This window comes from Liquorilactobacillus vini DSM 20605 (genome assembly GCF_000255495.1).
Lineage (GTDB): Bacteria > Bacillota > Bacilli > Lactobacillales > Lactobacillaceae > Liquorilactobacillus > Liquorilactobacillus vini.
This window is the reverse complement of record NZ_AHYZ01000136.1, coordinates 22,500-28,997: the sequence shown is the minus strand read 5'-3', so window position 1 is coordinate 28,997 and position 6,498 is coordinate 22,500. Positions and strand designations below refer to the sequence as shown.

The following is a 6,498-nucleotide window of genomic DNA, read 5'->3' as shown; positions in this document are numbered from 1 at the left end:
TAGAACTAAATTCATGATTTTTTCAAAAAAAATCGGTAAAATAAAATTACAAAATTATTTAAGGGTATGAAGGGAGGAAGGGCGCAGTTAATGTTAGGAGACTGTGCGCGAATTTATGGATGAAGAAGATAAAAATCAGGTTTCTAAAATTCAAATAAGCAATGAAAATAAAAAACAACGTCCTCCAAAAAATAATGGGTATGGAAAAGTTTTACTCGTTGCATTGATTGGTGGTGTTCTTGGTGGAGGAATCGTCGCTGGTGGCTATCAATATTATCAAAATAATTCAGCAACGGTTGAAAATTCTCAAGGAACGACAAAAGTCAGCAATGTTAAGGTTAATGTAAGTACGCAATCAACTAAAGCCTTTAATAAAATAAAAAATGCGGTTGTTTCAGTTGAAGCATATTCGGAAAGTAGCAGTAGTAATGCTTTAGATGGTTTGTTTGGATCGGGATCGAATGATGATACGACTGAAAGTGAAGGTTCAGGTGTCATTTATAAGAAAACAGGCAACACTGCTTTCATTGTTACTAATAATCATGTTATTTCTGGTGCAGATAAAGTTGAGATTTTGCTAAATAGCGGCAAAAAGTTAAAAGCTACTGTAGTCGGGCATGATTCAATCACTGATTTAGCAGTTTTAAAGATCAACGCACAATATGTTAAGCAAGTTGCTTCATTTGGTAATTCAAATGACATCAAAGTTGGTCAGACGGCCTTAGCGATTGGATCTCCATTAGGGTCTAAATATGCAACTTCCTTGACACAAGGAATTATTTCAGCTAAAAAACGGACAATTGATACAACCGATAGTTCAGGAATGACAACTGGCCAAACAACAGTTATTCAAACTGATGCGGCAATTAATCCAGGAAACTCTGGCGGTCCATTGATCAATCTTGATGGTCAAGTCGTTGGGATTAACTCGATGAAGTTGGCGTCAACTAATTCAAGTTCAGATTCATCGACTTCAGTTGAAGGAATGGGTTTCGCAATTCCGAGCAATGAAGTTGTTAAAATTATCAATGAGTTAGTGAAGAATGGTAAAATTAGTCGGCCAGCCTTGGGAATTTCTTTAGTGGATCTTAGTTATATTTCTTCGACTGATCGAAAATCAGTTTTAAAGTTACCATCCAGCGTTTCAAATGGAGTAGTCGTCTTGAAAGTTTCTAATAACTCACCAGCTAAAAATGCTGGTTTACAGAAGTATGATGTGATCACATCATTAGGCGATAAGAAAGTTAAAGGATTGGCAACCTTGCGGGAGGCATTGTATAAGCATAAAATTGGCGATACAGTTCAAATTCAATATTATCATGATGGTTCACTGAAAACGGCTAATGTTAAGTTAACTTTAGAAGCTAATGATAAAAATACTACAACATCTTCAAACTCAGGAAATTAATGATTAAGTTCAAAGATAATTGTTAATTATGAATAAAGGCAGGTTAGCATAAAAAAATTTTCATGCTAACCTGCCTTTTTGTATAAAAATGGCCAAAAAATGAATTTAATCAACAGGGTGTGGAAAAAGAAGTGGATAAGTTATAATTGAATTGTTAAAAAGTCAAAGAGCTTTACGAAAATAAGTTTTCATTGCCGGCTTTAGTTATCCACAGCTGAACAAAACAACTGTTGATAATATTTATTTTTGCCAAAGACAGATTGCTTTAAATACTGATAAATCAACAATTTGGGGAGAACAAGTTATCAATATTCACAGGTGAATAACTGTGGATAACTAATTAGAGCTTGACAAAAATGACTTAAATAAATCTTGTGACGAAAGTTTGTTCGTAACAAGATATTGACTGATGAATTGTGGATATGTGGATAACTTTGTGGATAAGATGTGAAAAGGTGGTAAGTTATGAACATCAAATTGCTGGTCGTCGGTAAATTGAAAGAGAAGTACTTAAAACAGGGAATTGCAGAATATGCTAAACGCTTAACTAAATTTTGTAAATTTATAATCATTGAAGTTCCAGATGAAAAAGCCCCAGAAAATTTAAGCCTTGCTCAAATGGAACAAGTCAAGGAAATTGAAGGGCAGCGTTTGTTAGCTAAAATTAAGGAAAAAGAGTATGTTTTTGCATTAGCGATTTTAGGTAAAGAACGAACCTCAGAAGAATTTGCTAATGAAATCGAACAGTTGACGACTTACGGTCATAGTGATTTAACATTTATAATTGGCGGTTCGTTAGGGTTAAGTTCTGCTGTTCTAAAGCGTGCGGATACACAGATTTCATTTGGGCAGTTTACATTACCGCACCAATTAATGCGCCTAGTTTTGACAGAACAGATTTATCGGGCTTTTATGATCAATAATGGTAGTCCGTATCATAAATGATATGGTTCTTATGGTGGAAGTGTTATAGCAGATTTCTGTAAAAGATTGGTCACTAAACTGATTAGTTTCTTCATTTCCTTTAAATTTAGAGCATTTTAATTTATACTTACTATTGTGCATTTAATAAATGAGTTATAACTCGACTGGTTCGTGAACTTCCCAGGATAAAAAACCAAGGATCTCATCCCGAGACAGGGAAAGGAGGTTGGAAAATGAATGCAAAACAAAAAGTTATTATTGATTGTGATCCAGGAATTGATGATAGTCTAGCATTACTGTTAGCGATTAATTCGCCAGAGCTTGAAATTCTAGGGATTACGATTGTTAGTGGAAATGTACCGGCTGAAATTGGCACGCAAAATGCGCTCAAGGTGCTCGAATTTACTGGCCGTTTGGATATTCCAGTGTATATAGGAGCAGCTAAACCATTAAAAAGAACTTATGTCAGTGCTCAGGATACTCATGGACAAGATGGTTTAGGCGAAAGCCAACTCCCATTGGTTACTAAAACAACAGTTCAGCCGGATGCAGTTGGTTTTATCGAGCAAACTTTGGCGCAAAATCGGCAAGTTGTGATTTTAGCAATTGGACCGTTAACTAATTTAGCATTAGCTCTTAAAGCTCGGCAGACAGTTTGGCATAATTGTCAAGCAATTATTTCAATGGGTGGCAATTTCCGCTCACATGGTAATTGTTCACCAGTAGCTGAGTATAATTATTGGTGCGATCCAGATGCAGCAGCTTATGTTTTTGATCACACCCCAGTTCCAATTAAAATGGTTGATCTAGATGTGACTCGAAAAATTGTTTTGACGCCCAACATTCTTGAATACATTTGGCAAAAAAATCAGCGAATCGGTAATTTCATAAAAAAAATAACCAGATTTTACTTTGATTTTCACTGGCAGCAGGAAAAAGTCATTGGTTGTGTGATCAATGATCCATTAGCTGTTGCTTTTTTACTTGAGCCAACTTTGTGTCAAGGTTTTGAAGCACGAGTAAAGATCGTTACTGACGGTTTAGCAATCGGTCAAAGTATGGTTGATGTCCAAGGTTTTTGGCAAGAAACGAGTAATGCACTTGTTCTGACAGAAGTTGACGGCCAGAATTTTATGCACATGTTTTTACAAAGGATTATTCAAGCAAAAGATCCGGAACTGACAGAAGTTTTGGATCAAATCATGTGAAAAAGGAACGGATCAAATGTCAACTAAAAAGAAAATCTCGTTGCAATTTATTATTATCATTGCAATGGCGGCGGCTTTAAATATTGTTGGGAGCAATTTGGCTTTATTATTGAAATTACCAGTGTATTTAGATACGATTGGAACAATTTTAGCAGCTGCTTTATTAGGCCCACTTGCGGGATGCTTTGCTGGTGGAGTTACTAGTATTATCATGGGCTTGACCAGTGATTTAATCTCATTATATTATTTACCCGTACAGTTAGTAATTGGTCTTGGTGCAAGTTTGTTGTATCATAAATGGCAACCTGACAAATGGAAAAGTCTCTGGTTGGTAGCATTGTTGATTTCTTTGCCAGGAACAGTTGTTTCAACAGCAATTACCTACTTTTTATTCCATGGAATCACTTCATCTGGCTCAAGTATTATTGTGCAATTATTATTGGGGTTGGGTTTGAATAAAGCTTTTGCGGTCTTTATTGTCCAATTGATCACTGATTATTTTGATCGCTTGATTGGAGTTAGCGTAGTTGCCGTTTTGTATCGGATTTTAAAAGCAAAAATTGTTAAACCTTTATAACCAAAGTTTTGAAACAGTTAGTCAGGTAAGCTGGCTAACTGCTTTTGTATGTTAGGAGGAAGTTTTTATGAAAATAATCATTTCGCCAGCCAAAAAGATGCTGTCGGCACCTGATGACTTTGTGATTCAAGGACTGCCGGTCTTTTTAAAACAAACTCAGCAATTATTAACTTGGATGCAGTCATTAAGTTATCAGCAGTTAAAGAATGTTTGGCAGTGCAGTGATCGGTTAACAAAAATTAACTATCAATCCTTGAAAGAGATCAGTTTAACTCAAGCATTAACTCCGGCAATTATGGCTTATAATGGTATTCAATTTCAAGCGATGGGTCCAGAAGTTTTCTCTCAGCCAGCATTAGATCAGGTAGCGGCTGATTTATATATTTTATCAGGTTTTTATGGTGTCTTGCACGCTTTCGATGGGATTCAGCCGTATCGGTTAGAAATGCGTGCAAAAATCAACATCAATGGTTATCAAACATTGTATCAATATTGGGGTGATCGGTTATATCATCAAGTTTTTCAAACACAGGAACCAGTTATTAACTTAGCTTCTAAGGAATACGCTCAAACTATTGAAAAATATTTACAACCGGGGGATCGCTTGGTGACATGTAGTTTTAAACAATTTAGTCAGGGAAAGTATCGTCAATTGGCAACGGCTGCCAAACGGGCCCGTGGAAATATGGTTCGATTTATTGTTGAAAATCAACTCAGACAAGTTAAAGCGTTAAAAGATTTTAATTTAGAAGGCTATCAGTATCAACCAAAATTGTCTAGTAAAAATAATTTGGTTTTTGTTAAAGAAAATGGATGGAAATAAAAAGCTTTCCGCCTTAAATTAGGCAGAAAGTTACCTTATTTTTTAGTGGTCTTGCTTGGCAACTAAAGATAATCAAGTAGTAATTGACCATGAGGAATATTTAGACAATGTTTTGGCAGTTTAAGCAATCATCAATTATCGCAATAAATAGTTTATAAAGAAGATTTTTGCAATGACTTAGTTGCTATTCAGCTATTTTCCAAGGAATTACTCTAAGATTTGATTATTAGTTTCTGGACCTAAGAAAGCGACAACTAAAGCTGCAATAATTGCAAAAGCACTCATGACGACAAAAATCATTGTTGCATTAGCAACAGTTAACAGCCAAGAAACGAACAAAGGCATTCCAACAGTAATCAATTTGGAAATTCCATTAGCAATTCCAGATCCCCGAAAACGATATTTGGTGGTAAACAATTCAGAAATATAAACACCAATTACAGAAGCCATTAAAATATAGAAACAAGTTGTTAATAAGAAACCAATGATCATTACCATTGCTGGAGCTTTTTGAATTGAATAAACTAAACCTAAAATAGCTGCACCGATAAAAGCACTAATGATAGTTGGTTTTCGACCGATCCGATCAACTAGTTGTGAACCAATAGAGGCACCGACTGGAGCTCCTAGCATCATTACAGTACTAAAACCTAAAGAAGAAACAATATTAACGCCTTGTTTGACCAATAAAGTTGGAACCCAGGAAGTAAAAGTATATTGGCAAACAATTGCTGCCGAAACAGCGAAAATAGCCACAAATAAATTTCGCACAAAATGTGAATTGATCTCAGCAGCAACTTTTTCAGCCATTTCTGGCTTTACAGTTTGTTTGGCTTGGGCAATTTGAGCGGTTTTCATTTCGTTTTCGAGTTGATCAATCACAACTTGGGCCTCTTGATAACGTTTGTGGTTAATACTCCAGCGGGGTGATTCCGGCAAAGTTCGACGAAAATACCATAAAACTAAAGCAGCGGCTCCGGCGATTACAAACACAATGCGCCAGGTAAAGTGTGGAATCAGCAGCGTACATAACAACATTGCTAGTGGTGCACCACAATTAGCAACGAATGAGGTAGTTGCACACCAACGGCCGCGACTTTTGATGGGAGCAAATTCATTAATCATTGAAAAGCCAGTCACAATTTCAGTACCTAAGCCAATGGCCGCAATAAATCGACAGCCAATCAGAAAATGCATATTGGGAGCAAAGGCCCCTAATAAGGTAAAACCACCAAAGATCAGCAGGTTCAATTGATAAGCCCGCTTGCGACCAAAGAAATCACCAATTATCCCAGCAAAGACGGAGCCCAGAAAAAGTCCCAAAAATCCAACTGACAAAAAGATTGAGTTTAATGGCAAGGTTGACCAGCCAGTTTTTAACATATAGCTGCTGACGCCACTGGCTAAGTAAACATCAATTGCATCAAGAAACATGCCAGCTGAGACTAAAATAAAAATCTTATAAAAAGTTTTAGTTGGCTGAATTTGATCCATCCGAGCCTTCAGACTACGTGCTTTAGTTTGATCAAACTCTCGTTCATTAACAACTTGTTCCATT

The 6,498-nt window shown here is 36.3% G+C and carries 6 protein-coding genes and 1 riboswitch; of the genes, 5 read left to right on the top strand and 1 reads right to left on the bottom strand.

The window, feature by feature from the left end; all coding sequences use genetic code 11:
- The first annotated feature begins 115 nt into the window (after positions 1 to 115).
- From ON15_RS07885 to yaaA, 5 genes are all read left to right on the top strand, one after another.
- Positions 116 to 1,408 (top strand): S1C family serine protease, encoded by a 1,293-nt coding sequence (locus ON15_RS07885; RefSeq protein WP_010580954.1) that lies wholly within the window; start codon positions 116 to 118, stop codon positions 1,406 to 1,408.
- 465 nt (positions 1,409 to 1,873) lie between these two features.
- Positions 1,874 to 2,353 (top strand): 23S rRNA (pseudouridine(1915)-N(3))-methyltransferase RlmH, encoded by a 480-nt coding sequence (gene rlmH, locus ON15_RS07880; RefSeq protein WP_010580953.1) that lies wholly within the window; start codon positions 1,874 to 1,876, stop codon positions 2,351 to 2,353.
- Between the two features lie 137 nt (positions 2,354 to 2,490).
- Positions 2,491 to 2,535: riboswitch (PreQ1 riboswitch) on the top strand.
- 30 nt (positions 2,536 to 2,565) lie between these two features.
- Positions 2,566 to 3,540: a nucleoside hydrolase gene (locus ON15_RS07875; RefSeq protein ID WP_010580952.1), complete on the top strand. Its 975-nt coding sequence runs from the start codon at positions 2,566 to 2,568 to the stop codon at positions 3,538 to 3,540.
- Positions 3,541 to 3,556: 16 nt separating this feature from the next.
- Positions 3,557 to 4,117: an ECF transporter S component gene (locus ON15_RS07870; protein ID WP_010580951.1), complete on the top strand. Its 561-nt coding sequence runs from the start codon at positions 3,557 to 3,559 to the stop codon at positions 4,115 to 4,117.
- 67 nt (positions 4,118 to 4,184) lie between these two features.
- The gene (gene yaaA / locus ON15_RS07865) at positions 4,185 to 4,940 is read left to right on the top strand and encodes a peroxide stress protein YaaA (RefSeq protein WP_010580950.1); all 756 of its coding nucleotides are present in this window, start codon (positions 4,185 to 4,187) and stop codon (positions 4,938 to 4,940) included.
- Positions 4,941 to 5,147: 207 nt separating this feature from the next.
- Here the strand turns inward: yaaA and ON15_RS07860 are convergent, their stop codons facing one another.
- Positions 5,148 to 6,497 (bottom strand): MFS transporter, encoded by a 1,350-nt coding sequence (locus ON15_RS07860; protein WP_010580949.1) that lies wholly within the window; start codon positions 6,495 to 6,497, stop codon positions 5,148 to 5,150.
- Between the last annotated feature and the right edge of the window lies 1 nt (position 6,498).

Coding starts and splice junctions, on each gene's coding strand:
- ON15_RS07885 (WP_010580954.1), top strand. CDS start 116: ATGGATGAAGAAGATAAAAATCAGGTTTCTAAAATTCAAATAAGCAAT.
- rlmH (WP_010580953.1), top strand. CDS start 1,874: ATGAACATCAAATTGCTGGTCGTCGGTAAATTGAAAGAGAAGTACTTA.
- ON15_RS07875 (WP_010580952.1), top strand. CDS start 2,566: ATGAATGCAAAACAAAAAGTTATTATTGATTGTGATCCAGGAATTGAT.
- ON15_RS07870 (WP_010580951.1), top strand. CDS start 3,557: ATGTCAACTAAAAAGAAAATCTCGTTGCAATTTATTATTATCATTGCA.
- yaaA (WP_010580950.1), top strand. CDS start 4,185: ATGAAAATAATCATTTCGCCAGCCAAAAAGATGCTGTCGGCACCTGAT.
- ON15_RS07860 (WP_010580949.1), bottom strand. CDS start 6,497: ATGGAACAAGTTGTTAATGAACGAGAGTTTGATCAAACTAAAGCACGT.